Annotated in this window: 22 protein-coding genes; 16 read left to right on the top strand and 6 right to left on the bottom strand. The window is 67.9% G+C overall.

Going from position 1 to position 25,188, the window contains the following annotated elements; genetic code table 11:
- Positions 1-7: 7 nt before the first annotated feature.
- The 7 genes from deoC to rbsK all read left to right on the top strand — a co-directional run bounded on the left by deoC (position 8) and on the right by rbsK (position 7,388).
- A complete protein-coding gene (gene deoC, locus EBE87_RS10890) occupies positions 8-697 on the top strand; it encodes a deoxyribose-phosphate aldolase (protein WP_120636899.1) in 690 nt (229 codons plus the stop codon).
- Positions 698-738: 41 nt separating this feature from the next.
- Complete coding sequence (locus tag EBE87_RS10885) at positions 739-1,800, top strand: autoinducer 2 ABC transporter substrate-binding protein (protein WP_199707129.1); 1,062 nt, start codon at positions 739-741, stop codon at positions 1,798-1,800.
- 71 nt (positions 1,801-1,871) lie between these two features.
- The gene (locus EBE87_RS10880) at positions 1,872-3,368 is read left to right on the top strand and encodes a sugar ABC transporter ATP-binding protein (protein WP_120636898.1); all 1,497 of its coding nucleotides are present in this window, start codon (positions 1,872-1,874) and stop codon (positions 3,366-3,368) included.
- Entirely contained in the window at positions 3,365-4,357 is a 993-nt protein-coding gene (locus tag EBE87_RS10875) for an ABC transporter permease (protein ID WP_120636897.1), read from the top strand. Before EBE87_RS10880 ends, EBE87_RS10875 begins: the two co-directional genes overlap by 4 nt.
- 16 nt (positions 4,358-4,373) lie before the next feature.
- Positions 4,374-5,366 (top strand): ABC transporter permease, encoded by a 993-nt coding sequence (locus EBE87_RS10870; protein WP_120636896.1) that lies wholly within the window; start codon positions 4,374-4,376, stop codon positions 5,364-5,366.
- Between the two features lie 2 nt (positions 5,367-5,368).
- On the top strand, positions 5,369-6,439 hold the full coding sequence (locus tag EBE87_RS10865) for an aldose 1-epimerase family protein (protein ID WP_199707127.1): 1,071 nt from the start codon (positions 5,369-5,371) through the stop codon (positions 6,437-6,439).
- A gap of 7 nt (positions 6,440-6,446) precedes the next feature.
- Positions 6,447-7,388 (top strand): ribokinase, encoded by a 942-nt coding sequence (rbsK, locus tag EBE87_RS10860; protein ID WP_120636894.1) that lies wholly within the window; start codon positions 6,447-6,449, stop codon positions 7,386-7,388.
- Between the two features lie 18 nt (positions 7,389-7,406).
- On the opposite strand, the gene EBE87_RS10855 is transcribed toward rbsK, so the two are convergent.
- Complete coding sequence (locus EBE87_RS10855) at positions 7,407-8,339, bottom strand: LysR substrate-binding domain-containing protein (RefSeq protein ID WP_120636919.1); 933 nt, start codon at positions 8,337-8,339, stop codon at positions 7,407-7,409.
- Between the two features lie 110 nt (positions 8,340-8,449).
- Here EBE87_RS10855 and EBE87_RS10850 point away from each other — a divergent pair, with 110 nt between their 5' ends.
- The 8 genes from EBE87_RS10850 (at position 8,450) to EBE87_RS10815 (ending at position 16,876) form a co-directional block, all read left to right on the top strand.
- Positions 8,450-9,946, top strand: a complete 1,497-nt coding sequence (locus EBE87_RS10850; protein WP_120636918.1) for a catalase — start codon at positions 8,450-8,452, stop codon at positions 9,944-9,946.
- Between the two features lie 58 nt (positions 9,947-10,004).
- Entirely contained in the window at positions 10,005-10,979 is a 975-nt protein-coding gene (gene hemC / locus EBE87_RS10845; protein WP_120636893.1) for a hydroxymethylbilane synthase, read from the top strand.
- The gene (hemH, locus tag EBE87_RS10840; protein WP_120636892.1) at positions 10,979-12,049 is read left to right on the top strand and encodes a ferrochelatase; all 1,071 of its coding nucleotides are present in this window, start codon (positions 10,979-10,981) and stop codon (positions 12,047-12,049) included. Before hemC ends, hemH begins: the two co-directional genes overlap by 1 nt.
- A gap of 179 nt (positions 12,050-12,228) precedes the next feature.
- Positions 12,229-12,900, top strand: coding sequence for an amino acid ABC transporter permease (locus EBE87_RS10835; protein WP_120636917.1), 672 nt, complete (start codon positions 12,229-12,231; stop codon positions 12,898-12,900).
- A gap of 12 nt (positions 12,901-12,912) precedes the next feature.
- Entirely contained in the window at positions 12,913-13,563 is a 651-nt protein-coding gene (locus EBE87_RS10830; protein WP_120636891.1) for an amino acid ABC transporter permease, read from the top strand.
- A gap of 50 nt (positions 13,564-13,613) precedes the next feature.
- Positions 13,614-14,435, top strand: a complete 822-nt coding sequence (locus tag EBE87_RS10825; protein ID WP_120636890.1) for a transporter substrate-binding domain-containing protein — start codon at positions 13,614-13,616, stop codon at positions 14,433-14,435.
- Between the two features lie 64 nt (positions 14,436-14,499).
- Positions 14,500-15,531: a Gfo/Idh/MocA family protein gene (locus EBE87_RS10820; protein ID WP_120636889.1), complete on the top strand. Its 1,032-nt coding sequence runs from the start codon at positions 14,500-14,502 to the stop codon at positions 15,529-15,531.
- 154 nt (positions 15,532-15,685) lie between these two features.
- Positions 15,686-16,876 (top strand): extracellular solute-binding protein, encoded by a 1,191-nt coding sequence (locus EBE87_RS10815; RefSeq protein ID WP_120636888.1) that lies wholly within the window; start codon positions 15,686-15,688, stop codon positions 16,874-16,876.
- 43 nt (positions 16,877-16,919) lie between these two features.
- Here EBE87_RS10815 and EBE87_RS10810 read toward each other — a convergent pair whose 3' ends face one another.
- From EBE87_RS10810 to EBE87_RS10795, 4 genes are read right to left on the bottom strand one after another with little or no spacing between them, the layout of a single operon-like run.
- The gene (locus EBE87_RS10810; protein WP_120636887.1) at positions 16,920-17,762 is read right to left on the bottom strand and encodes an ABC transporter permease; all 843 of its coding nucleotides are present in this window, start codon (positions 17,760-17,762) and stop codon (positions 16,920-16,922) included.
- A 12-nt stretch (positions 17,763-17,774) separates the two neighbouring features.
- Positions 17,775-18,668 carry an ABC transporter permease gene (locus EBE87_RS10805; RefSeq protein ID WP_120636886.1) on the bottom strand — a complete coding sequence of 298 codons (894 nt, stop codon included), beginning with the start codon at positions 18,666-18,668 and terminating at the stop codon, positions 17,775-17,777.
- Entirely contained in the window at positions 18,665-19,738 is a 1,074-nt protein-coding gene (locus tag EBE87_RS10800; RefSeq protein ID WP_199707125.1) for an ABC transporter ATP-binding protein, read from the bottom strand. Before EBE87_RS10800 ends, EBE87_RS10805 begins: the two co-directional genes overlap by 4 nt.
- 19 nt (positions 19,739-19,757) lie before the next feature.
- Complete coding sequence (locus EBE87_RS10795; RefSeq protein WP_120636885.1) at positions 19,758-20,942, bottom strand: extracellular solute-binding protein; 1,185 nt, start codon at positions 20,940-20,942, stop codon at positions 19,758-19,760.
- A 282-nt stretch (positions 20,943-21,224) separates the two neighbouring features.
- Here EBE87_RS10795 and EBE87_RS10790 point away from each other — a divergent pair, with 282 nt between their 5' ends.
- Positions 21,225-22,922, top strand: coding sequence for an HWE histidine kinase domain-containing protein (locus tag EBE87_RS10790; protein ID WP_120636884.1), 1,698 nt, complete (start codon positions 21,225-21,227; stop codon positions 22,920-22,922).
- A 10-nt stretch (positions 22,923-22,932) separates the two neighbouring features.
- Here EBE87_RS10790 and EBE87_RS10785 read toward each other — a convergent pair whose 3' ends face one another.
- Complete coding sequence (locus EBE87_RS10785; RefSeq protein WP_120636883.1) at positions 22,933-25,020, bottom strand: hybrid sensor histidine kinase/response regulator; 2,088 nt, start codon at positions 25,018-25,020, stop codon at positions 22,933-22,935.
- Positions 25,021-25,188 lie beyond the last annotated feature (168 nt).

Here is a 25,188-nt window from a genome sequence, read left to right as displayed (position 1 = left end):
CTGCTTCATGACGAAGACCCCGCGCACGCCGGCCGAACTGGCGTCGTTGATCGACCACACCCTGCTGAAGGCCGATGCCGTCGAGGCCGAGCTGCGCCGCTACTGCGACGAGGCGCGCGAGCACCGCTTCTGCTCGGTCTGCGTCAACCCGGCCAATGTGGCGTTGGTGGCGGAGGCGCTGCGCGGCAGCGGCGTGAAGACCTGCTCGGTGGTCGGCTTCCCCCTGGGCGCCACGACGCCGGAGGCCAAGGCGGCCGAGACGGCCGATGCCGTGCGCAACGGCGCCGACGAGATCGACATGGTCATCAATATCGGCGCCCTGAAGGACGGGCGGCTGGACGCGGTGCGGGCCGATATCGCCGCCGTTCGCGCCGCCTGCCCTGGCAAGGTGCTGAAGATCATCATCGAGACCTGCCTGCTGACCGATGAAGAAAAGCGCATCGCCTGCCGGCTGTCCGCCGAGGCGGGTGCCGATTTCGTCAAGACCTCCACCGGCTTCTCCACCGGTGGCGCGACGGTCGCTGACGTGGCGCTGATGCGTGAGGTGGTGGGCGATGCGTTGGGGGTGAAAGCTTCCGGCGGCGTGCGCACATGGGATGGGGCGCAGGCGCTGATCGCCGCCGGCGCCACGCGGATCGGCGCCAGCTCCGGCGTCGCGCTCGTCACCGGCGCGCCGGTGGCGGCGGCCGGCTACTGATTCAACTGCGTCAACTGGCTGAGACGGGAAGGAAATACAACATGGTCGATTTCAGCAGGCGTTCCCTGGGCGCGCTGACGGCAGGCGGCCTGATGGCGGCCACGATGGGTCGCCCGGCCTGGGCGCAGAATGCCGCCGTCGATGCCAGCAAGGTCTCCGGCGACATCAATGCCAAGGCAGGCAAGAAGCGCACCATCGCCACGGTGGTGAAGGTGGACGGCATCGCCTGGTTCGACCGCATGCGCACGGGCGTGACGCAGTTCGGCAAGGACCAGGGCCATGACACCTGGATGGTCGGCCCCAGCCAGGCCGATGCCGCCGCGCAGGTGCAGCTGGTGGAAAGCCTGATTGCCCAGGGCGTCGATGCCATCTGCATCGTCCCCTTCTCGGTCGAGGCGGTGGAGCCCGTGCTGCAGAAGGCGCGGCGCCAGGGCATCGTGGTCATTTCCCACGAAGCTTCCGGCCTGACCAACATCGACTACGACATCGAGGCCTTCGACAACCACGCCTATGGCGCCAAGCTGATGGAAGTGCTGGCGCGCGACATGGGCGGCGAGGGCAAGTACGTGGCCACCGTCGGCAGCCTGACCTCGCAGTCGCAGATGGAATGGATCGACGGCGCCGTTGCCTACCAGAAGCAGAACTTCCCGAAGATGCAGGAAGTGACGCGGCGCATCGAGACCTATGACGACGCGACCACGGACTACAACAAGCTGAAGGAAGTGCTGACCGCCTATCCCGACCTGAAGGGGATCGTCGGCGCGCCGATGCCGACCTCGGCCGGCGCGGGCCGCCTGATCGCGGAGCGCAACTTGAAGGGCAAGCTGTTCTTCTCGGGCACCGGTCTGGTTTCCGTCGCGGGGCAGTACCTGCGCAACGGCGACATCAACTACATCCAGTTCTGGGACCCGGCGGTGGCCGGCTATGCCATGAACATCCTGGCGGTGATGGCGCTGGCCAAGAAGGACATCAAGGCGGGCCTCGACCTCGGCCTCGCGGGCTACAACAGCCTGCAGGCGCCGGATGCCAAGAAGCCCAATGTCCTCGTTGGCCAGGGCTGGGTTGGCGTCACCAAGGACAACATGTCCCAGTACAACTTCTGATACCAACCTCTGACCGGGTGAAGGGGGCGGCGGCTTAGGCCGCCGCACCTGCATCCTGGCGACGGACAAGCATGACCCCTCCGCTGATCGAACTGCGCCATATCGGCAAGAGCTTCTCTGCCGTGCGGGCCCTGGAGGATGTCTCCCTCACCATCGGGCGGGGCGAGATCCATTGCCTGGCGGGTGAGAACGGCTCCGGCAAGTCCACCCTCATCAAGGTCATCTCCGGCGTCTGGCAGCCCGACCAGGGCGAGTTGCTGATCGACGGCCAGAAGATGGAGGGCATGACCCCCCGCGCCGCCATCCAGCATGGCGTGCAGGTGATCTACCAGGACTTCTCGCTGTTCGGGAATCTCTCGGTCGCGGAGAACCTCGCGCTCAGCATGGAGCTTCAGGAAGGGCGCAAGCTCGTCTCCTGGCGCCGCATCCGCAGCATCGCGCAGGAAGCGATCCGTAAGCTGGGCGTGGACCTCGACCTGGATGCGCTGGTGGAGACGCTGCCCACCGCCGGCAAGCAGCTTGTCGCCATCGCCCGCGCGCTGATGTCCGACCCACGCCTGCTGATCATGGACGAGCCCACCACCGCCCTGACGGGGCGTGAGGTGGAAGCCCTGTTCCGCGTGGTGCGCGACATCCAGAGCCGCGGCATCGCCGTGCTCTTCGTCAGCCACAAGATGCGCGAGATGCTGGAGATCAGCGAGCGGCTGACCGTCATCCGCTCCGGCCGCGTCGTGGCGGCGGGTCCTATTTCCGAGTTCGACGAAGCCGCCATCACCCGCGCCATGACGGGCCAGGAGATCGCGGCGGAAGGCTACCGCTGGGAAGGCACAGCCGGCGGCACGCCATTGCTGGAGGTCTCGGGCCTCACCATCCCCGGGCAGCTTGAGGACGTCTCGCTCCGCGTCATGCCGGGCGAGATCGTCGGCGTTTCCGGCCTGCTGGGCTCCGGCCGCACGGAACTGGCGCTCGCGCTCTTCGGCATGAAGCATGGCTACCAGGGGCAGGTCCGCATCGACGGGCGGGAAGTGCGGCTGGACAGCGTGCAGCGCGCCATCGAGCACGGCATCGCCTATGTGCCCGAGGACCGGCTGACCGAGGGCCTGTTCCTGACGCAGACCATCGACCGCAACATGCTCGCCACCTCCTATGCCCGGCTGAGCAAGGGCGGCATCATCCAGCGTGCCCGCGCGGCGCGGGAGGCGGCGGGGATGATCCGCGAGATGGCGATCGCCACCCCCACCGGCGACCGGCCGGTGACGCAGCTTTCGGGCGGCAATGCGCAGCGCGTGGTCATCGGCCGCTGGCTGCTGAACGACCCGCGCCTGTTGATCCTGAACGGCCCCACCGTGGGCGTCGATGTCGGCTCCAAGGCCGGCATTCATCGCAAGATCCGTGAACTCGCCCGCACACGCGGCCTGGGAGTGCTGATGATCTCCGACGACCTGCCGGAGCTGGTGGACAACTGCAACCGCATCATCGTGCTGCATCGTGGCCGCCTGGTCTCAGACACGCCCACCGAGGCGACCAGCGAAGCCGCGCTCAGCGAGCAGCTGGGAGCCCTGGCATGAGCGCGCTCGCCAACGCATTGCGCCGCCATCCGGAGATGATGGTGGCGGCCGTGCTGGTGCTGGCCGTGGTGGTGATCGGCACGATCAACCCGGTCTTCTGGCAGCCCTCCAACCTGTTCAGCCTGATGCGCGCCAGCGTCATCACCGGCATTCTGGCGCTGGCGGTGCTGCTGGTCATGCTTTCCGGCGGCATCGACGTCTCCTTCCCCGCCTTCGCCATCGCGGCCATGTACCTGACCGTGAAGGCCATGATCGCCTGGGGCTTCGACGGCGTGCTACTGCCCTTCGCCATGGCCACCGCCATCGGCGTCGGCCTCGGGCTGGTGAACGCGGTCTTTGTCTATTACCTGCGGATGATCCCGCTGATCGTCACGCTGGGCACCGGCACCGCCGTGCGCGGCTTCATCCTCGGCGTGGTCGGCACCAGCCAGATTAACATCGACCAGATGCCGCCGCTGCTGATCAACTTCGCCCGTGGCGAGTTCTTCCATGTCACACAGGCGGATGGCAGCACGGCTGGCCTCTCCTCCATGGTGCTGGTCTATGCCGGCATCGCCCTGCTGGTGCACCTGATGCTGCGCTACACCATGATGGGCCGCAGCATCTATGCCCTGGGCGGCGGCGAGGAAGCGGCGCGGCGCGTCGGCTTCAATGTCCGCCGCACCACCTTCTTCATCTATGGCCTGGCGGGCGCGCTGGCGGGCTTCGCCGGGCTGCTGCACGGCGCCATGATCTGGACGGCCAACCCACGCGACATGGTGGGGTTGGAACTGGACGTGATCGCGGCGGTGGTGCTCGGCGGCGCCAGCATCTTCGGCGGGCGTGGCACGGTCATCGGCACCGTGCTGGGCGTGCTGACGCTGGTGGTCATCACCAACAGCCTGATCATCCTGGGCGTGGACACCACCTGGCAGCGCGTGGTGGTCGGCCTGATCGTGATCGCGGCCACGGCGGCCACCGCCTGGCGCGACCGCAAGCGCATCGCCTGAAGGCAGGGAACGCATCATGAGCGCCATCACCCAGCGCCTGCGCCGCTTCGACACCAACCTGTTGCAGCTCCTGCTGCTGACGGTGCTGATCTTCGCCGGCATGGCCGCGCTGAACCCCGACCGGTTCCTGCGCCCCTATGTCTTCGAATCCATCACCTTCATCGCGCCTGAGCTGGGCCTGCTGGCCATCGCCATGATGGTGGCGATGCTGACCGGCGGCATCGATCTCTCGGTCATCGGCATCGCCAATCTCTCCTGCATCCTGGCGGGCATGTTCTTCCACTGGATCGGCGGGCCGCGCGGGCCTGAACTGGTGAACCTGCCGCTGCACACTGTGGCGGCCGGCATCGGCATCGCGCTCGGCACCGGGATGATCGCGGGCGCCATCAACGGGTTGCTGATCACCCGGCTGCGCGTCACGCCCATCCTGGCCACCATCGGCACCGGGCAGGTCTTCACCGGCATCTGCCTGGTGCTGACGGGCGGGCCCGCCGTGGCGGGCTTCCCCAAGCTCTGGGGCCAGATCGGCAATGGCACGGCCTTCGGCATCGCGGTGCCGCTGATCGTCTTCCTGGTGGTGGCGGCGCTGGTCTGGTTCCTGCTGTCGCGTACCGCCTTCGGCATCAACCTGTCGCTGATCGGCACCAATGCGCGCGCGGCGGCCTTCGCCGGGCTGCGCACCGGGCGCACGGTCTTCTTCTCCTATGTGATGACCGGCGTGCTGGCTTCCATCGCGGGCATCCTGCTCTCGGGCCGCACCAATGCGGCGAAGTCGGATTACGGCGTCTCCTACCTGTTGCAGGCCGTGCTGATCTCGGTGCTGGCGGGCACCAACCCTTCGGGCGGGCGCGGCAGCGTGGTGGGCGTGGCGCTGGCGCTGGTGGCGCTGATGCTGCTCTCCTCTGGCTTGCAGATGATGCGCTTCTCCAACTTCCTGGTGGACCTGATCTGGGGCGGCTTCCTGCTGCTCTCCATCGCACTGGCCGCCTGGCGGAACCGGGTGCGCTGACCATGGCCGCCATCATCCCCCTCTACCCCGAGGTCACCGGCGAGGTCCTGCGCGCCGGGGAACTCTCCGCCACGCTCTTCCGCTTCCACACCGGCATCCCCGGCCTGCGCCTGCGCAACAGCCGGGGCGAGGTGGTGGTGCTGCCCTGGATGGGCGGCATGATCTGGTCCGCCCGCTTCGACGGCGTGGAACTGTCCATGTCCAGCGGCTTCGATGCCCCGCGCCCGGCGACCACCATCGCTGAGACCTACGGCTGCTTCGCCTTCCATAGCGGCTTGCTGCGCAACGGCGTGCCCGCGCCGGAGGACAGCCACGCCGCCCATGGCGAATTCCCCTGCGCGCCGATGGATCGGGCATGGCTTGAATTCGGCGAGGACGCGAATGGCTCCTTCCTGCGCGTGGTCAGCGCGCGGGAATATGTCATGGGCTTCGGCTCGCACTACCAGGCGCATCCCTCGCTGACGCTGCGGCCCGGCGCGACGCTTTTCGACATCGGCCTCAACATCCGCAACCTGTCGGGCAAGCCGATGGAGTTGATGTACATGTGCCACGTCAACTTCGCCTTCGTGCCCGGCGGCCGCTGCCTGCAACCGGCCCCCTTCACGCCGGATCGCACGGCGGTGCGGCACGCGGTGCCGGCGCATGTGCAGCCCAACCCGGCCTATCTGGCGCTGATCGAGGACCTCGCGCGCAACCCGGCGCGCATGGAAGTGCTGGAGGAGCCGGAGCTTTATGACCCGGAGCAGGTCTTCTACCTGCACGGCCTCGGCACCGACGCGCAGGGGCAGACCCACCTGATGCTGGCGCGGCCGGAGGGCGATGGCTTCGCCATGTCCTATGCCCCCGCCGACTTCCCGCACACGGTCCGCTGGATTCTGCACGACCCGGACCAGCAGGTGGCCGCCTTCGCCCTGCCCTCCACCTGCCAGCCGGAAGGCTATGCGGCGGAGAAGCGCAAAGGCCATGTGCGGCTGCTGCCGCCGGGGGCGCAGGCCGGCTTCTCCGTGCGCGCCGGCTACCTGGACCAACAAGCGGCCCGCGAGACGGCCGCGCTCATTGCATCGCTAGGATAGGAACTTCATGGGCACGCGCATCGGTGTGGTCGGCAGCAACATGGTCGACCTGATCACCTATACCGACCGGATGCCGGCGGCGGGCGAGACCCTGGCCGCTCCCTCCTTCGCCATGGGCCATGGCGGCAAGGGCGCCAACCAGGCCGTGGCCGCCGCCAAGCTGGGCGGCGACGTGCTGTTGGTCAGCCGCGTGGGCGATGACCTCTTCGGCGGCGGCACGGTCAAGAACTTCCAGGACCTGGGCATCGACACCCGCCACGTGCGCGCCGTGCCCGGCACCCAGAGCGGCGTGGCGCCCATTTTCGTCGAGCCCTCGGGCGAGAACCGCATCCTGATTGTCAAGGGCGCCAATGAGCACCTGCTGCCGGCCGATGTGGACGCTGCGGCCGACGACCTCCGCACCTGCGGCCTGATCCTGCTGCAGCTGGAGATTCCGCTGGAGACGATCTACCACACCGTCGCCTGGGCGGCGCGTGAGGGGATCGAGGTGCTGCTGAACCCCGCCCCGGCGGTGCCGGAGCTGGATGTGGAGCGCATCCTTTCCGCCACCTTCCTGGTGCCCAACCAAACCGAGCTGACCATCCTGACCGGCCTGCCCGCCGAGACGCCGGCACAGGCCGAGGCCGCCGCGCGGACCCTGGTGGCGCGTGGCATCCGAGCGGTGATCGTGACGCTGGGCGCCGATGGCGCGCTGCTGGTGACCGACGGCCCCACGGTGCATGTGCCTTCCGTGCGGGTGCGGGTGCATGACACCAGCGGCGCGGGCGATGCCTTCATCGGCGCCTTCGCGCAGCATTACGCCGCCAACCGCGACGTGCAGGCGGCCATGGCCTGGGGTGCCAGCTATGCGGCGGATTCCATCACCCGTCCGGGCACCCAGAAGGCTTTCGCCGATGCCGCCACCTTCGCCCGCTTCCGCGAGGCGCTGGAGGCTTCCGCCGGCGCCTGACGGGCCCGGCGCGCCGCCCTATGGGGCGGCGCGCGTTCCGGCGGGCGCCATCTCCCGCAGGAAGGCGGCGAATTCCCGGAAGGCCTCGGCGCGCGTATCCGTCCGGCGCCAGGCCAGGCCGATGGTCCGGCCGACTTCCTCGGCATGCGCCAGCTCGCGCACCCGCACCAAGCCGTCCAGCTCCGCCCGCTCCTGCGTCGCCAGCAGGGGCAGCAGGGAATAGCCCTCGCCGGCGGCGATCATGTGCCGCAGCATCTCCAGGCTGCTGGCGAAGCGCGCATCCCGCCCTGGCTGGCTTTTGCCGCAAAGGGAAAGCGCCTGGTCCCGCAGGCAATGCCCCTCCTCCAGCAGCAGCAGCCCCGCGCCCGCCAGATCCTGCAATCCAAGCTCCGGCTGGCTGGCCAGCGGGTGGGTACAGGGCAGCACGGCGCGGAAGGGCTCGAAGAACAGTGCCTCGGCCGTCAGGGCTTCCGTTGGCAGCGGCAAGGCCACCAGCAGGGCGTCCAGGTCACCGGCCTGGAGGGCGCCGAGCAGGGAGGCCGTCTGCCCCTCCTGCAAGCGTAGTTCCATGCGGGGATAGCGCGCCCGCGCCGCCCGCAGCAGGCCCGGCAGGTAATAAGGCCCCAGGGTGGCGATGACGCCCAGGCGCAGCGGCCCGGCCAGCGGCTCCGACCGGCTGCGGGCCATCTCCAGCAGCAGCCGTGCGGCGGCCACGACCTCTCGCGCCTGCCGCAGCAGCACCTCTCCCGCCGGAGTGACGGTGATGCGGCGGGTGGTGCGCTCGAACAGCGCGGCACCCAGCAGGCTCTCCAGCTTCCGCACCTGCTCCGACAGGCCCGCCTGGCTGACGCCGCAGCGTTCCGCTGCGCGCCCGAAATGGCCGAGGTCGGCCACCGCGACGGCATATTCCAGATCCCGGAGCGACAGCCCGGCCAGCGTTTGGTTCTGCATGGTCATACATAGGTATAACCGATTTATCAGAGCGGAAAGATCGATTTTACCCATAGCTCCCGCTTGTCCATGATGGCCCAAGCGAGAGAAGAGAGGGATCCATGCCCGACATGCCGATACGTCCGGTTCTGACGAGCACCGCTGGTGCGCCTGTTGCCGACAACCAGAACAGCGTCACTGCCGGCCCGCGTGGCCCGGTCCTGCTGCAGGACTTCCAGCTGATCGAGAAGCTGGCGCACCAGAACCGCGAGCGTATCCCCGAGCGCGTGGTGCATGCCAAGGGCTCCGGCGCCTATGGCACGCTGACCATCACCGGCGACATCACCAAGTATACCCGCGCCAAGGTCTTCCAGCCCGGCAAGGTGACCGAGACGCTGCTGCGCTTCTCCACCGTGGCCGGTGAGCGCGGCGCGGCGGATGCCGAGCGTGACGTGCGCGGCTTCGCCCTGAAATTCTACACCGAAGAAGGCAACTGGGATCTGGTGGGCAACAACACGCCCGTCTTCTTCATCCGTGACCCGATGAAGTTCCCCGACTTCATCCGCACCCAGAAGCGCCACCCGCGCACCAACATGCGCAGCGCGACGGCCATGTGGGACTTCTGGTCGCTCTCCCCCGAGAGCCTGCATCAGGTGACCATCCTGATGAGCGACCGTGGCCTGCCGCAGAACTACCGCGCCATGAACGGCTACGGCAGCCATACCTATTCGCTCTGGAACGATGCCGGCGAGCGCTATTGGGTGAAGTTCCACTTCAAGTCCATGCAGGGCATCAAGACCTGGACGAACGCGGAAGCCAATACCGTGATCGCCGAGGATCGTGAGAGCGCCCAACGCGACCTTCTCGAAGCCATCGAGCGCGGCGAGTACCCGAAGTGGCGCGTCTGCGTGCAGATCATGCCGGAAGCCGATGCCGACAAGCACTGGTACAACCCCTTCGACCTGACCAAGGTCTGGCCGCATGGCGACTACCCGCTAATCGAAGTCGGCGTGCTGGAGCTGAACCGGAACCCCGAGCATTACTTCGCGGAGATCGAGCAGGCTTCCTTCTCGCCCTCCAATGTCGTGCCGGGCATCGGCTATTCGCCGGACAAGGTGCTGCAGGGCCGGCTCTTCGCCTATGCGGATGCGCATCGCTACCGCGTCGGCACGCATTACGAGGCACTGCCGGTGAACCGCCCACGCTGCCCGGTGCATCATTACCATGCCGACGGCGCCATGCGCTTCGACGCGCCGCAGGGCACCGATGCCTATTACGAGCCGAATTCCTTCAATGGCCCGGCGGAAGTGGCCTCGGCCAAGGAGCCGCCGCTGCGAATCAATGGCGACGCGGACCACTACAGCCACCGCGACGGCAATGACGACTACCGCCAGCCCGGCGACCTCTTCCGCCTGATGGACGCGGCGCAGCAGCAGCGGCTGTTCGAGAATATCGCCGGCGCCATGCAGGGCGTGCCGCGCTTCATCATCGAACGGCAGCTGGAGCATTTCCGCCGCGCCGATCCGGCCTATGCCGCCGGCGTGGAGGCCGCGATCCAGCGCATCCACACCGCCCCGGCCTCCGCCCCCACGACGGCCGCCGACGTGGTCCCGGCAGCCGCCGAGTAACAGACAGGCCAGGCGCGGGGCGCCCGCCCCGCGCCTGGCCGATAAGGAAACCTTGCGGATGTCAGCCGTCCTTTCGCTCCCCACCTGGCCCTCCATCGACAGCCCGGCCGCGCTGCGCCTGGGCACACGCGGCTCTGCCCTGGCCCGGACCCAGACGCGGATGGTGATGGAGGCGCTGGACGCCATCCGCCCCGGCCTGCCGATGCGGCAGGAGGTGATCAGCACCGCCGGCGACCGGATGCAGGACCGGCGGCTGGCCGATCTGGGCGGCAAGGGTCTTTTCGCCAAGGACATCCATGAGGCGCTGCTGGACGGCCACGTCGACTTCGCCGTTCACAGCCTGAAGGACCTGGAAACGGAACTGCCGCGTGGCATCGCCATCGCCTGCGTACTGCCGCGCGAGGACCCGCGCGATGCCCTGGTGCTGGCGCCCGGCTGCCCGCCCACTGAGCGTGCCCTGCCCTTCCCCAGCCTACCGGAAGCCGGGCGCATCGGCACCGCTTCCGTGCGGCGGCAGGCGCAGTTGCTGCATGCGCGGCCAGACCTGCGTTTCGGCCTTCTCCGCGGCAATGTGCGCACGCGGCTGGAGCGGCTGGAGGGCGGCGACTTCGTGGCCACGCTGCTGGCGGTGGCCGGGCTGAAGCGCCTGGGCCTGACCCACCGCATCGCCGCCGTGCTGGAACCCGAGGCCATGCTGCCCGCCGCCGGCCAGGGCATTGTGGCGGTGACGGCGCGGGAGAATGACCACCACACCCGCGCCCTGCTGGCGCGGATCGACGATCCCGCCGCGCGGCTCGCCGCCCGGGCGGAGCGGGCGGTGCTGCATGCGCTCGATGGCTCCTGCCGCACCCCTGCCGGCGCCTTCGCGCGCCCGCTGCCGGGTGGCGAACTGCTGCTGACGGCAATGCTGGCGCGGCCCGACGGTTCTTTCCTGCTGCGGCGCAGCCTGCGCGGGCAGCAGGCCGATGCGGCGCGGATGGGCGCCGAACTGGGCGCCGCCCTGCGGGCGGACAGCCCCGAGGATATTCTGTGATGAGCTATATCGAGCATCCGCCAGCCCATGGCGGCAGCCGGAACTGGTCCAGCCCTGCCCTGGCCGGGGCGGAGCGCACCGGCCTGCTGCTCGTGAATCTCGGCACGCCGGAAGGCACCGGCTACTGGGCCATCCGCCGTTATCTCTCGGAGTTCCTTTCCGACCGGCGCGTCATCGAAGCCAGTCCGCTCTGGTGGCAGCCGCTGCTGCAAGGCGTCATCCTCAGCCGCCGCCCCTTCCGCACCGGCGCCGCCTATCGCGAGATCTGGAACCGGGAGAAGGACGAATCCCCTCTGCGGACCTTCACCCGCGCCCAGGCTGAGAACCTGCGCGCGCTGTGGCCGGAGGAACGTACCGGCGTGGTGGTGGACTGGGCCATGCGCTACGGCCGCCCTTCGGTGGCCGAGCGCCTGCAAGGGCTGGTGGACCAGGGCTGCGGCCGCGTGCTGCTGGTGCCGCTCTATCCGCAATACAGCGCCACGACCACGGCGACGGTGAATGACGCCGCCTTCCGCACCCTGATGCGGATGCGCCGGCAGCCGGCCATCCGCACCGTGCCCAGCTTCCCCGACCACCCGGCCTATATCCGCGCCATGGCGGACCGTATCCGGGCCTCGCTGCTGACACTGGACCGGGAGCCGGAGCTGCTGATCGGCTCCTTCCACGGGCTGCCGCGCCGCTATGTGGAAGCGGGCGATCCCTATCCGGGCGAATGCGAGCGCACCATGGTGGCGCTGCGGCGGGAACTGGGCCTGGGCGCGGCGCAGTTCCCCATGACCTTCCAGTCCCGCTTCGGCCGCGAGCCCTGGCTGGAGCCCTATACCGACGAGTATGTCGGGAGCCTTGCCGCCAGGGGAATCAAGCGCATCGCCGTGGTGGCGCCTGGCTTCCTGTCCGACTGCGTGGAAACGCTGGAGGAACTGGGAAGTGAGCTGCGGGAAGAGTTCCTCGGCACCGGCGGCACGCATTTCCACCTGCTCCCCTGCCTGAACGACAGCGCCGGGGCTACGATGCTGCTCGACAGCATCCTGCGGGAAGAATTGGCGGGCTGGCAGGCCCGGGGCCGGTAGCCCCCCGCCACTCCTCCCACTTGCATAAAGCCCTGATCCGCGTCAGCTTTCCGGCCTGTTGCACTGCATTGCGCAACGGTGAGAAGAGCAAGCCAAAGCCTTAACGGCCGGCCGGAAACGATTCGGGAGGGTTATAATCCGATGGCAGTGCCACGCCCGTGGGCCGGCGGCCCGCCGGCATGAACTACGTTTTTGAATTCGGGCAGGTCTTCAACGCCTGGGACGAGTTGATGGCTGGTGCCCTGCGCACCCTCTGGCTGTCCGCGGCCTCCATGGCCATCGGCATGGTCGTGGCCGTCCTGGGCGCGCTGGGCAAGACCAGCGGGCCAAAGCCGCTGCGCTGGGTGATCGACGCCTATATCGAGCTGATCCGTAATACCCCCTTCCTGATCCAGATCTTCGTGGTCTTCTTCGGCTTGCCCGCCATCGGCATCCGGCTGGAAGCCGACCAGGCCGCGCTGCTGGCCCTGGTGGTCAATGTCGGCGCCTATGGCATCGAGATCATCCGCGCCGGCATCGAGAGCATCTCCAAGGGCCAGATCGAGGCCGGGCGCGCGCTGGGCCTGAAGCCCTTGCAGATCTTCCGCCTCATCGTGCTGAAGCCTGCCATCCAGGCCATCTATCCCGCGCTGACCAGCCAGTTCATCCTGCTGATGCTGAATTCCAGCGTCTGCTCGGCCATCGCGGCCAGTGAGCTGACCGGCGCCGCCAACGACATCCAGGCGCGCAACTTCCGCAGCTTCGAGGTCTATTTCGTGGTGACGGGCATGTATTTCGCCCTGTCCCTGATCTTCTGGGGCATCTTCGCGCTGATCGACCGCGCCTTCCTGCGCCAGCCCGCGACACGCTGAGGGAACGGTATCATGCGAAGCCTCGGCCCCAACGAGATCCTCTTCATCCTGGCGGCGGTGCGCTGGACGCTGCTGCTCTCCGTCTTCGCCTTCATCGGCGGCAGCATCGGCGGCATCCTGATCGCGCTGATGCGCAGCGGCCCCATCAAGCCGCTGCGCTGGTTCGCCTTCGCCTATATCAAGATCTTCCAGGGCACGCCGCTGCTGATGCAGCTGTTCCTGGCCTTCTTCGTGCCCGGCATCTTCGGCTTCGATGTCGATCCCTGGGGCGCCGCCGCGCTGGGGCTCTCGCTGCACGCCAGCGCCTTCCTGGGCGAGATCTGGCGCGGCAGCATCGAGGTGGTGCCGCGCGGCCAGTGGGAAGCATCGAGCGCCCTCGGCCTGCGTTACTGGAACCAGATGCGGCTGATCGTGCTGCCGCAGGCCTTCCGCATCGCCATCCCGCCCACCGTGGGTTTCCTGGTGCAGCTGATCAAGGCGACCTCGCTGGCCTCGATCATCGGCTTCGTGGAACTGACCCGCGCGGCGCAGGTGATCAACAATGCCGTCTTCCAACCCTTCACCATCTTCGGGCTGGTGGGGCTGACCTATTTCATCATCTGCTGGCCGCTTTCCGCCTACAGCAAGCGCATGGAACAGAAACTCGCCCTTGCCACCCGCTGAAGCGGCCACCGACAACACAAGCAAACGCCACGACCAGGGAGACAACTGACATGACCTTCAACCCGATCGGCCGCCGCGCACTGGGCGCGCTCGCACTCGGTGGCGCCGCCGCCCTGATGCCGGGCCTGATCCGCCCCGCCGCCGCCGCGACGCCGGATGAGATCAAGAAGCGCGGCACCATCAACATCGGCATCCTCACCGACTACCCGCCCTTCGGCGGCATCGATGAGAATCAGAAGCCCGCCGGCTACGACGCCGATGTTGCCGTTCTGCTGGCCAAGGCCTTGGGCGTGCAGCTTCAGCTCGTGCCCGTCACCGGCCCCAACCGCATTCCCTTCCTGCTGACCAACAAGGTGGACATGCTGGTCGCCACCTTCGGCATCACCGAGGAACGGGCGAAGCAGGTGCTCTTCTCCAACCCCTACAGCGCCTTCACCACCTATATCCTGGCGCCGAAGAGCGCCAACATCAAAGGCCCGGACGACCTGAAGGGCGTGCGCGTCGGCGTGGCGCGGGCCAGCACGCAGGATTCGGCGCTGATGGCCGTGGCGCCGAAGGAAATCCGCGTCATGCGCTTCGATGACGATGCCACCACCACGCAGTCCATCATCTCCGGCCAGGTGCAGGCCATTGGCGCCAGCAGCACGGTTCTGGCGCAGCTGGTCAACAACTACCCGCAGTTGCAGATCGAGCCGAAGTTCACGCTCCGCGCCCAGGCCAATGGCATGGCCTTCCGCAAGCAGGATGAGGCGCTGCGCGACTGGAGCAACACCTTCATCGCCTCCATCGTGCAGAATGGCGAGCTGGACCGTATCCACCAGCGCTGGTTCAAGGCGCCGATGGACCCGCTGCCGCCGATGCCGCAGTTCTGAGCACCCGCTTGAGACCCCGCGGCCTTCCCGGGCCGCGGTTTCTTCCTGAGGCCGGAGGCAGGGCATGAGCACGCGGCACCGCATCGGAGTCATCGGCCTCGGCATGGCGGTCACGCCCCATGCCAGATCCTTGCTGGACCTTGCGGAGCGTGTGGAGGTGGCGGGCACCTATGCACGCAGCGCCGCCCGGCGCGACAGCTTCGCGCAGCGCTTCCCCTTCCCCGCCACCGATCAGCTCGACACTATCCTGGAAGATTCCAGCGTGGATTGCGTGATGATCCTGACGCCGCCGGATACGCATCTGGATCTGGTGCGGCGTTGTGCCGCCGCCGGCAAGCATATCCTGCTGGAAAAGCCGCTGGAGATCACCACCGCGCGGGCGGAGCAACTGGTCGCCGCCTGCCGCGAGGCCGGCGTCACGCTGGGCCTGGTGCTGCAGCACCGCTTCCGCCCCGCCGCTGTGCAATTCGCGGCGCTGCAGCGGGAGGGGCAGATCGGCAACCTCATCGCCGCCTCCGCCAGCATCCGCCTCTGGCGCCCGCAATCCTATTACGACGAGCCTGGCCGCGGCACGCTGGCGCGCGATGGCGGCGGCGTGCTGATCACCCAGGGCATCCATACGCTGGACCTGCTGCAAAGCCTCGCCGGCCCGGTGGCCGAGGTCACCGGCTATGCCACGACCAGCCCGGTCCACCGCATGGAAACCGAGGATCTGGCCTGCGCGGCGGTGCGCTTCGCCAGCGGCGCCATGGGAACCATCGAGGCCACCACGGCCGCCTTCCCTGGCTTTCCCGAGCGTATCGAACTGACCGGCAAGCGGGCCACGGCTTCGCTGACAGGCGTGGACCTGCATGTGCAGCACCAGGACGGCCGCGTCACCGAGCTTCGGCCGGGCGGTGGCGGTGGCACCGGTGCCGATCCCATGGCCTTCCCGCATGATTACCACCGCAGCGTGCTGGCGGATTTCCTGGATGCGCTCGACCAGGGGCGCGAGCCCGCCGCCAGTGGCGCCGATGCGCTGCGCGTCCACTACCTCGTGGACGCCCTGCTGGAGAGCTCGCGCACCGGCCGTCCTTGTCGGGTGAAAAGCATCTGACATCCCTGCGGGGTTATTCGAAGCCCCGCCGAATTGACTGCAAAGCCGCTGCATTCTCCGGCATGCTTCCCGGCAGGCGCCGCACCGATCCTGGTGCACGGCCCCTCGCGAGTCTTCGTCCCCCTCGCGCTGAAGCAGCAAGAACGGAGGAAACATGCCTGTCCATCACCTGGGCCGCCGCGCGTTGCTGGCCGGTGGCTCCGCCGCGACAGTGGCCCTGCGCCAGGCTCACGCGCAACCGCACCCCCTGCCCAGTGCGCCGATCGCGCTCAGCATCATGGATGTCGCCGGCGCCCTGCAGATCGACCGCCCGGCGATCGAGCTGTTCCGGCAGCAGAATCCCAACCTGATCTCCCGGCTGAACATCCAGGTCGCGCCCTCGCCCGAATTGGCGCCTAAGCTGAAGGCGCAGCAGGATGCCGGGCGGCTGGATATCGACTTCGTGCTGCTGGGGCTCGGACCACTGTCGGACGGCGTCAACCAGGGCCTCTGGACGCAGATGCTGCCGGCCTATTCCGATGTCCTGCCGGACCTCGACAAGATCCTGATCCCCGGCGCCAAGATGCTGCAGGCGAATTTTGGCCGGGGCTATGGCATCGAGGTGTCCTATACGCCCTCCGGCCCGCTGTTCGAGTACATGCCCAACCGCATGACGGCGGCGATCCGCACGCCGGAGGATCTGCTCGGCTGGGCACGGGCGCATCCCGAGCGCTTCGTTTATGCCCGCCCGGCCAATTCCGGCCCGGGCTGGACGCTGCTGCAGGGCCTTCCCTACATCCTCGGTGACAGGGACCCCTCGGACCCCGTCAATGGCTGGGACAAGAGCTGGGATTATCTCCAGGCCATCGGCGAGACCATCGACTACTACCCGACCGGCACCTCCGCCACGATGCGCGAGTTCGGCGAAGGCTCGCGCGACATCATCGCGACCGCCTGCGGCTGGGACATCAACCCACGCGTACTGGGCATCGTGCCGAAGGAGGCCAAGGTCTTCATGCTGGACGGTACGCATTGGCTGCCGGACGCGCATTTCATGGCCGTGCCCAAGGGCGTGGCGCCGGAGCGCGTGGCGGTCTGCGCCAAGCTGATGGCCTTCCTGTTGCAGCCGCCGCAGCAGGCGATGACCTATGACAAGGGCTACCTCTATCCGGGCCCGGTGATCGCGGATGCGCCGCTCTCGATGGCGCCGCAGGAAAGCCAGGACGTGATCCGTGAATTCGGCCGTCCGGAATACGAGACTTGGTTCCGCGAGCGGCCGGTGGCGCCGCCACTGACGCCGGACCGGCTGGTGGCGGCCTTCCGCCGTTGGGACGAGCAGATCGGCTCCAAGAAGCCGCGGCAGTAACAAGGGCCGGCAGGGCGGCGGCGTGCCGCCCTGCCGTTTCCGTTCAATGCGCCTGCTGTTGCTTAGCGCGGCCCACGATCTGAGTCGGGCTGACGAAACGCAGCGCGATCACCAGCCAGACCAGCGTGGCCAGCATGTAGATCACCGCCATGGCATCCACCGACTGCACCGCGCGCACGCCCGCCGCGAAGACCGAGTAGTAGAGCGCGACCACCAGCGTCTGGCTGGTCGGGCCAGCCGTCAGGAAGGTCAGCTCGAACATCGCGATGGTGCGCACCAGCACCAGCAGCAGCGCCGCCAGCACGCCCGGCAGCAGCAGCGGCGTCAGCACATGCACGAAGAGTCGGAAGGTGCCGGCGCCGAAGACCCGCGCGGCGGCCTCGATCCTCGGGTCGATCTGCTCCACGAAGGGGATCATCACCAGGATCACGAAGGGCACAGTGGGCACCAGGTTGGCCAGGATGACGCCGGCCATCGTGCCGCCCAGGCCGGTCTGGTAGAGCACCGTCGCCATCGGGATGCCGTAGGTGATGGGCGGCACCAGCAGCGGCAGCAGGAACAGCAGCATCAGCACGCGTTTGCCGGGGAATTCCCGCCGCGCCATGGCGTAAGCCGCCGGCACGCCGAGCAGGCCCGACAGCAGCACCACGGAGAAGGCGACTTGGAAGGTGACCAGCAGCACGTCGTGCAGCTGGAATTCCTCCCAGGCGGAGAAGTACCAGCGTGTGGTCCACCCCGCCGGCAGCCAGGTGCCGAGCCAGCGCGTGCCGAAGGAGCTGACCACCACCGAGGCGATCATGGCCAGCAGGTTCAGGACAAAGAAGCCGACCGTCACCCAAAGGGCCGCGGCCCAGAGGCGGGTGGAAAGGCTGGGATTGCTATGCATGTCCTGCGCTCCTCAGCCTTTTCCGCCGCCGGCGGGGCCGCGATACAGCAATTGCCGCGATGCCAGCACCACGACCACCACGGCGAGCTGCGTGAAGCCCATGATCATCGCGATGGCGGAGGCCAGCGAGTAATCATATTCCTCGAAAGCCGCCTGGTAGGCCGCGATGGAGATCACCCTGGTTATTCGTGCTGGCTCGCCCACCAGCACCGCCGAGGGAAAGACCGAGTAGGCCTGCACGAAGCTGAGGCAGAAGGTGATAGCGAGACCCGGCAGCAGCAGCGGCAGGAAGATGTGCCGGAAGCGCGAACGCGGCCCCGCACCCAGTGTCGCCGCCGCCTGTTCCAGCGAGGAATCGATGCCGGTGACATAGGACAGCGTCAGAAGGAAGGTGAAGGGAAAGCCGGTGATCAGCAGCGACAGGAAGACGCCGATATAGCTGTTGGTCAGCTTCACCGGGGTCGAGGACAGGCCGAGCATCATCACCGTGCGGCTGAACCAGCCCTGGGCGCCGAAGTAGAAGAGCATGCCTTCCGCCACCAGCACCGTGCCGAGCGTGATCGGCAGGATCAGGATGGTGGTCAGCAGCCGCTGCCGCCGCATCAGGCGCACGCGGAAGGCCACGGGCACCGCCAGCAGCAGGTTCAGCAGCGTCACCGGCACCGCTAGGCGCATGGTTGTCCAGATCGTGTCGTAGAGGAACGGGTCGGAGAAGAAGCGGCCGTAGTTTCCCAGCAGGGTGCCGTCCTTGGGGTGGAAGGACAGCCAGAGCCCGTAGAGGAAGGGGTAGAGGAACAGCGCTACCAGCACGAAAGCTGCCGGCAGCACCAGCAGCGTCACCGTGTCCAGCCCCCGTGCCGCCAGGCGCATCCGCAGCGGTGGGCTGCTGTCGATCGCCGCGCTCATGCAGCCTCCCCTGCGAAGACCAGGGCGCGCTGCGGCTCGGCGGCCAGCCGGACCTGCGTGCCGATCTCCACCGGAGCCTCGGTATGGAAGAACAGGTCGATGCCGCCCGCCGTGGTGGCGATGCCGTGGAACTCGCGGCCGCGGTACTCGATGGCGCGAACGGTGGCCGGGACGCCGGAAGCATTTTCCGCCGTGGTGGTCATGTCGTCCGGGCGTACGGCGATGACGGCATTGCTGCCCAGTGTCTCCCGCGCCGTGCCGGTGAGGCGCCCGCCATGGCCCATGTCGAGGGTGACAAGGTTGCCCTCGCGCCCGATGACACGGCCCGGCAGCCGGTTGCGGTAGCCCATGAAGTCGGAGACATCGAGATGCGCCGGCTGGGCATACAGCTCCTGCGGCGTGCCCACCTGCCGGATCTCGCCTTCCCGCATCACCACGATGCGGTCCGCCAGCGACAGGGCTTCCTCCTGGTCGTGCGTCACATAGATGGTGGTGGAGCCAAGGCCTTCGTGGATTCGCCGGATCTCGGCGCGCATCTCCAGGCGCAGCTTGGCATCGAGGTTGGAAAGCGGCTCGTCCATCAGCACCAGCGGCGGCTCGATGACAATGGCGCGGGCGATGGCCACGCGCTGCTGCTGCCCGCCCGAAAGCTGGCCCGGCAGCTTGTCCGCCTGGGATTGCAGGCGCACGGTCGTCAGCGCCTCATCCACCCGCCGCGCGGCTTCCGCCTTCGGCACGCCCTTCATCATCAGCCCGAAGGCCACGTTGCGGCGCACGCTCATATGCGGAAACAGCGCGTAGTTCTGGAACACCATGCCGAAGCCGCGTTGTTCCGGCCGCAGCGTGTCGATGCGCCGGTCATCGAGCCAGATGCTCCCCCCGGTGAGGGGGAGCAGGCCGGCCAGGCAGTTCAGCGCGGTGGACTTGCCGCAGCCCGAGGGGCCGAGCAGGGCGATGAACTCGCCGCGCGCGATCTTGAGGTCGATCCCTTTCAGGGCATTCAGGTTCCCGAAGGTCCGCCGCATGCCTTCGAGGCGCAGTTCGCGGAATTCGGCTGCGTGCATGGTCATACTTGGATGACTCCGTCGTTCACCGGGTTCTCCGCGCCCCGATCTCCTCGTCCCACCGACGGAAGGCCAGCACCATCTTGTCGGCGTCCAGCGGCAGTTCCGTGGGCGTCTCGGCGATCAGCTTCTCGTATTCCGGGCGGCCATATTCGCGGATCGCGTCCTGGCTTTCCTTCGGCGCCATGTCGAGCGTGACACCCTTCACCGCTGGGCCGGGATAGAAGTAGCCTTCGTCATAGGTATAGGCCTGGCTTTCCTTGGTGAGCAGGAAGGAGGTCAGGTCCAGCAGCACCTTGAGGCGTTCTTCGGTCACGCCCTTCGGGATGACGAGGTAATGGGCATCCACCACCCAACGGAAGTTCTTCAGGGTCGAGACCTTCGCTTCCTTCGGCACGATGCCGAGGACGCGCGGGTTGATGTCCCAGCCCGTGGTGCTGATGATCATGTCCCGGGTGCCCTCACCCAGTTCCTTCATCGTCACACCGGTGCCGGTCGGGTAGTACTCGATGTTCTGGCCCAGTTCCTTCAGGTAGCTCCAGGTTTTGTCCCAGCCATTCACCGGGTCGCTGGGGTCCTTGTCGCCCAGGATATAGGGCAGGCCCATCAGCCAGGTGCGGCCGGGGCCGGAATTGGCCGGGCGGGCGTAGGAGAACTTGTTGGGGTTCTGCTTGGTCCAGGCCAGCAGCTCCTCGGCGCTGCCAGGCGGTGTCGGCACCTTGTGCGGCATGTATTCCAGCAGCGGGCCGGAAGGGTAGTAGGAGACCACCACGCCCTGCTTCTGCGCCAGGCCCTGCATGCGCCAGGCAGGCTCCAGGAAGATGTCCTGCAGGTTGGGCAGGGCGCTGGCGTAGGTGTCCGTCACTTCCGTCCAGAGACCCTGCTGGATGCCGGCGGAGAGCGCATCGGTGCCGACGATCACCAGGTCGATATCGAGCCGCCGGGCCTCCTGCTGGGCCTTGATCTTGCCTGGCACTTCCGGGGCCGGCGCCTTGGTGAAGACCATGCGCGACACCATGCGGGGCTTGGCGCGGCGATAGTTCTCGAAGGCCTTCTGCGTCAGCGCGAGGTTGCCGGCGGCATCGATGATGTTCAGGGCCAGCGGGCTGCGCGGTTCGGCGGTCTGGGCCTTGGCGCCCGTCCCCGCCATGCTGCCAAGAACCAGTCCGGCGCTGCCGCCCAGAAGGCCGCGGCGAGAGGCGTGTTGCATGTCGTTTCCTCTTTTCCTTACCAGGACGCAGGGGCCGGCGCGGCGGGGGGCGCCAGGCCGGTGGGCGATCCATTGGTCTTCCGGATGCTAATCACACCTTCGTTGCCCGCGCTACTGCTATAGCAGTCTGCTCCTCAGGATGAACCTGCCGCTGGCTTTACACCCGGGCGCTTCGCCTCGTTTGAGACGCTGTTTCAGCTTGATCATCCCATCCACACCGTTATTTCTGGTCAGAAAGCTGGCGGTCGCTCCACTATCAGTGGCCGTCCTGCAGGAGCGGAGATGTCAGGCGTAAATTCCCTTCGGCCGCCGTCGGCGCCACGGCCGAGACAACGGCTGCACGCCTTTAATGCCCTGCTCCTCGCCTGTGCGGGCCTGCCGCTGCTGCTGGCGGCCGGTGAGGCCTTCCAGGACCGCCGCCAAGTGCTCTCCGAAGCCGGGCGCAATATCGTGGTGATGCTGGACACCATCCATGGCCAGGCCGAGAAGGTCTTCCAGTTCCAGGCCCTGGCTCTGGGTGCCGCCGAGGACCGGCTGCGCGGCCTTTCCAATGCCGACATCCGCATGGATGCTCCCGCTCACCACCGCTTCCTGCGCCGGCTGAAGCTCTACGCGAACGAGCAGATCGGGGTGGCCATCTTCGACGACGATGGCCGTGTCCTGGTGGATTCGGAGCGCTTTGAGCCGATGGAGAGGGTTAATGTCAGCCGGCGCGACTACTTCCTCTGGCACCGCGACAACCGAGGCGATGATCCCTTCGTCTCCGGCCCGGTCCGCAGCCAGACCAGCGACGAGGTGGTCTTCCTCATCACCCGCCGCCGCTCCGCCGAGGACGGCTCCTTTCTCGGCGTCGCGGCGGTGATCGTCGAACAGCGGTCCCTGCTCAGCTACTGGGACCAGGCGGTGCCGGACCAGCGCGGACTGGTCAGCCTGTCGCTGGACAATGGCACGCTCCTGGCCCGGCGCCCGACGGTCGCGCTGGAGAGCAGCCTGCGCATGTTGCCGCAGGGGCCGCTGTCCCGGGCGGCGAGCGCCGATGCCGAGCGGCAGGTGGTGCGGGGCGTTTCCCCGCTCGACGAGGTGGAGCGCCTGGCGGCCTTCCGCCGTCTGGCCGGCTACCCTGTCAGGGTTGCCTATGGCACCCCGGTGGACATGCTGCTGGCCCCCTGGCGGCGCCGCGCCATGGCCTATGGCTGCTTCGCGGTGCTGACCTCCATCGCTCTCTCCTGGCTGGTGCTGCTGGCATGGCGCCGCACGCGGCAGTTGAGCGACCTCAATGCCACCCTCGAGAACCGCGTGAAGGAGCGGACAGCGGAAATCGAATCCGGCGAGGCACGCCTCCGCCTGCTCGCGCGGGAGGTCGATCACCGCGCCAAGAACGCCCTGGCGGTGGTGCAGGCGATGCTGCAACTGACACCGAAGAATGACGTGACCAGTTATATCAGGGCGGTGGAGGGGCGCGTCTCGGCCCTGTCCCGGGCGCAGACCCTTCTGTCGGAGGACCACTGGCGCAGCGCCAGCCTGCATGCGCTGCTGAAGGCGGAACTGGCGCCCTTCGTCACGGAAGCGGATGGCGAATGCGATACGCGCGCGGAGTTGGAAGGCCCGCCGGTGCTGCTGCCGCCCAACGCGGCGCAACCGCTGGCCATGGTGGTGCATGAACTGGCGACCAATGCCGTGAAGCATGGCGCGCTCTCCACCCCCGGCGGGCGCGTTTCCATCTCCTGGCACCTGACCGACCAGGAAGACGCCCCGGCCAGCGCCCTGGCGCTGCGCTGGAAAGAGACTGGCGGACCGCGGGTGGCCGGGATTCCGGTGGAGCGCGGCTTCGGCTCGCGCGTCATGGCGACGGTGGTGCGGGGGCAGCTCGGCGGCCGGCTTTCGCAATCCTGGCTGCCGGGCGGGCTGGTCTGCGAGATCGAGATACCGATGCTCAACCTGCGCAAGCAGAACGAGCCAGCCGCTTCCCACGCCGCCTGAGGGCTGCCGCTCAGCCGCCCTTGATCATCGTCCTGATGCGGCTCGTCAGCACTTCCATGGAAAAGGGCTTGGTCAGCACCTGCATGCCCGGCTCCAGATGGCCATGGCTGAGCACGGCATTCTCGGCATAGCCGGTGATGAACAGCACCTGCAGCCCGGGGCGGATCGCCCGCCCCGCATCGGCCAGTTGCCGCCCGTTCATGCCGCCGGGCAGGCCGACATCCGTCACCAGCAGATCCACCCGCCGGTCGGAATGCAGCACCTGCAGGCCGGCGGCGCCATCCCCGGCCTCGATGGCGGTATAGCCGAGGTCTTCCAGCACCTCTGTCACCAGCATCCGCACCGTCGGCTCGTCATCCACGACCAGCACGGCCTCGTCCTGCTCCGCGCGCCCAACTGCGGGCGGGGCGGCCACCGTCTCCACATCGGCCTCCTCCCCGTAATGGCGGGGCAGGTAGAGGCATATGGTGGTGCCCATGCCGGCCTCGGAATAGATCCGCACCTGCCCGCCCGACTGCCGCACGAAGCCATAGACCATGGAAAGCCCCAGCCCGGTGCCCTGCCCGATCGGCTTGGTGGTGAAGAAGGGGTCGAAAGCGCGCTCGGCCACCTCCGGCGTCATGCCCGTACCAGTATCGGTGACGCAGAGGGACAGGAACTGGCCTGGCTGCATGTCGCGCTCCCGCGCCATGCGCTCATCCAGCCATCGGTTGGAGGTCTCGATGGTGATGCGCCCGCCATCCGGCATGGCGTCGCGCGCATTGATGCAGAGGTTCAGCAGGGCGCTTTCCAGCTGGTTGGAATCGACCGAGGTGGTCCAGAGCCCGGCGGCACCCACCACCTCCACCTTGGTGGCGGGGCCGACGGTGCGGCGGATCAGTTCCTCCATCCCGGCGATCAGGCGGTTTACGTTGGTGGGCCGGGGGTCCAGCGTCTGCCGGCGCGCGAAGGCCAGCAGCCGGTGCGTCAGCGCCGCGGCGCGCCCGGCCGCGCCCTGGGCCGTGGCGATGTAGCGGTTGAGGTCCGCCAGCCGCCCCTGCGCGATGCGCACGCTCAGCAATTCCAGCGACCCGGTGATGCCGGCGAGCAGATTGTTGAAGTCATGCGCGATGCCGCCGGTCAGTTGCCCCACCGCCTCCATCTTCTGGGACTGGCGCAACGCTTCCTCGGCCCGCCGCAGCGCCTCGGCCTGCTCCTTCTCGGCATGGATGTCACGGCCGACGGCGTGGATGAAGCGCTCGTCCGGCACCGCCGTCCAGGAGAACCAGCGGTAGCGCCCGTCGCTGCTGCGGTAGCGGTTCTGGAAGCGCAGGGTCGTGATGCCCTCCGCCAGCTTGCCCACCTCGGCCACCGTCGCCGCCACGTCCTCCGGATGTACCAGGGTCATGAAGTCGGTGCCCAGCAGATCCTCCGGCGCCCAGCCCAGGGCCGTGGTCCAGGCCGGGTTCACCGCCGCGATCCGCGCATCGAAATCCGCCACCAGCATGATGTCGGTGGACAGCCGCCACATGCGGTCGCGGTCGCGCGTGCGGTCCTCGACCTGCTGTTCCAGCGTGGCGTTCAGCTCGGCCAGGGCACCGGCGGTGACGCGCAGGGTCTGCTCCGCCCGCACCTTCGCCGTGGTTTCGACCACGATGGCGATGACGCCGACTGGCCGGCCGGATTCATCGGTGATGGGCGAATAGTCCAGGTTCATCCAGACGGGCTCGGGCTGGCCGTCGCGCTCCAGCGTCAGCTCCTGGTCCCGGTAGGCCAGGGTGCCGCCGGCCAGGCCCACCTTCATGACATGGTCGTTGAAGTCCGAGATCTCATGCCAGCCTTCCCGCACCTTGGAGCCCAGCAGGCGCGGATGGCGGCCGCCAGCGAAGCCGGAATAAGCGTCGTTGTAGATCATGACGCCGTCCTCGCCCCAGAGGGTGACGATCGGCACCGGGGAGCGCAGGATCAGCCCGATCGTGCTCTTCAGGGTCGAGGACCAGCCACTCATGGGGCCCAGCGGCGTCGCGCTCCAGTCGAAGGCACTGATCAGCCGCGCCACTTCCCCGCCGCCGGCCAGGAAGAGCCACTCCGCCGCCTCAGCCTCAACACGCGCGACCATCAAATACTTGTCCTCAAGGTGGCGGAGCACCGCTCATGCTGCTTCTGCCACGATCCGGCGGCAGGGTGGCTGGCAGATTTCTACCCTCCCGGCACCCAAAGGTTGCATGCAGCCGTGCCGAAGCTGCCACCCTGCCCCCACATTTGTGCCAGCGCTGCACAGAACCAT

The organism is Teichococcus wenyumeiae, assembly GCF_003696345.1.
Classification (GTDB): domain Bacteria; phylum Pseudomonadota; class Alphaproteobacteria; order Acetobacterales; family Acetobacteraceae; genus Pseudoroseomonas; species Pseudoroseomonas wenyumeiae.
The sequence above is the reverse complement of the archived record's forward strand: the minus strand, read 5'-3'. Positions and strand labels throughout refer to the sequence as shown.

Coding starts and splice junctions, on each gene's coding strand:
- deoC (WP_120636899.1), top strand. CDS start 8: ATGACGAAGACCCCGCGCACGCCGGCCGAACTGGCGTCGTTGATCGAC.
- EBE87_RS10885 (WP_199707129.1), top strand. CDS start 739: ATGGTCGATTTCAGCAGGCGTTCCCTGGGCGCGCTGACGGCAGGCGGC.
- EBE87_RS10880 (WP_120636898.1), top strand. CDS start 1,872: ATGACCCCTCCGCTGATCGAACTGCGCCATATCGGCAAGAGCTTCTCT.
- EBE87_RS10875 (WP_120636897.1), top strand. CDS start 3,365: ATGAGCGCGCTCGCCAACGCATTGCGCCGCCATCCGGAGATGATGGTG.
- EBE87_RS10870 (WP_120636896.1), top strand. CDS start 4,374: ATGAGCGCCATCACCCAGCGCCTGCGCCGCTTCGACACCAACCTGTTG.
- EBE87_RS10865 (WP_199707127.1), top strand. CDS start 5,369: ATGGCCGCCATCATCCCCCTCTACCCCGAGGTCACCGGCGAGGTCCTG.
- rbsK (WP_120636894.1), top strand. CDS start 6,447: ATGGGCACGCGCATCGGTGTGGTCGGCAGCAACATGGTCGACCTGATC.
- EBE87_RS10855 (WP_120636919.1), bottom strand. CDS start 8,339: ATGCAGAACCAAACGCTGGCCGGGCTGTCGCTCCGGGATCTGGAATAT.
- EBE87_RS10850 (WP_120636918.1), top strand. CDS start 8,450: ATGCCGATACGTCCGGTTCTGACGAGCACCGCTGGTGCGCCTGTTGCC.
- hemC (WP_120636893.1), top strand. CDS start 10,005: ATGTCAGCCGTCCTTTCGCTCCCCACCTGGCCCTCCATCGACAGCCCG.
- hemH (WP_120636892.1), top strand. CDS start 10,979: ATGAGCTATATCGAGCATCCGCCAGCCCATGGCGGCAGCCGGAACTGG.
- EBE87_RS10835 (WP_120636917.1), top strand. CDS start 12,229: ATGAACTACGTTTTTGAATTCGGGCAGGTCTTCAACGCCTGGGACGAG.
- EBE87_RS10830 (WP_120636891.1), top strand. CDS start 12,913: ATGCGAAGCCTCGGCCCCAACGAGATCCTCTTCATCCTGGCGGCGGTG.
- EBE87_RS10825 (WP_120636890.1), top strand. CDS start 13,614: ATGACCTTCAACCCGATCGGCCGCCGCGCACTGGGCGCGCTCGCACTC.
- EBE87_RS10820 (WP_120636889.1), top strand. CDS start 14,500: ATGAGCACGCGGCACCGCATCGGAGTCATCGGCCTCGGCATGGCGGTC.
- EBE87_RS10815 (WP_120636888.1), top strand. CDS start 15,686: ATGCCTGTCCATCACCTGGGCCGCCGCGCGTTGCTGGCCGGTGGCTCC.
- EBE87_RS10810 (WP_120636887.1), bottom strand. CDS start 17,762: ATGCATAGCAATCCCAGCCTTTCCACCCGCCTCTGGGCCGCGGCCCTT.
- EBE87_RS10805 (WP_120636886.1), bottom strand. CDS start 18,668: ATGAGCGCGGCGATCGACAGCAGCCCACCGCTGCGGATGCGCCTGGCG.
- EBE87_RS10800 (WP_199707125.1), bottom strand. CDS start 19,738: ATGACCATGCACGCAGCCGAATTCCGCGAACTGCGCCTCGAAGGCATG.
- EBE87_RS10795 (WP_120636885.1), bottom strand. CDS start 20,942: ATGCAACACGCCTCTCGCCGCGGCCTTCTGGGCGGCAGCGCCGGACTG.
- EBE87_RS10790 (WP_120636884.1), top strand. CDS start 21,225: ATGTCAGGCGTAAATTCCCTTCGGCCGCCGTCGGCGCCACGGCCGAGA.
- EBE87_RS10785 (WP_120636883.1), bottom strand. CDS start 25,020: ATGGTCGCGCGTGTTGAGGCTGAGGCGGCGGAGTGGCTCTTCCTGGCC.